Source organism: Marinobacter vulgaris, from assembly GCF_003344045.1.
GTDB lineage: Bacteria > Pseudomonadota > Gammaproteobacteria > Pseudomonadales > Oleiphilaceae > Marinobacter > Marinobacter vulgaris.
Genome location: NZ_QFWX01000067.1, coordinates 1 through 309, shown reverse-complemented (window position 1 = coordinate 309; position 309 = coordinate 1). Strand labels below are relative to the sequence as shown.

The following is a 309-nucleotide window of genomic DNA, read 5'->3' as shown; positions in this document are numbered from 1 at the left end:
TGACATCCACACCATTCAGGGCGGCAACATCCTTACCTGCGGCGGCAAGCGCAGCCAGCTGTGATACTGCTTCACCAAAATCACTGCTTTTTCCGCTCTGTGCCTTATCGCATTCACCGTCAAGGCAGAAGACATCACCACCACAGACCATCACTTTTCCTGATGTTCTGGACTCGCAGGAGTACGTGGCGTACTCATGCAGACAGGTTCCCTCATCGGAATAAAACGCGCACTGACGTGAGGCCAGCGTACAGGCCGGATTATCGACATATTTCTGACAGGTGCCGTTATCTGCGGACTGAGTGACAT

1 protein-coding gene is annotated in these 309 nt (G+C 53.1%); it reads right to left on the bottom strand.

The window, feature by feature from the left end; all coding sequences use genetic code 11:
- The coding region (gene traN / locus DIT71_RS17825; protein WP_158538988.1) for a conjugal transfer protein TraN at positions 1 to 309 on the bottom strand (309 nt) is incomplete at both ends.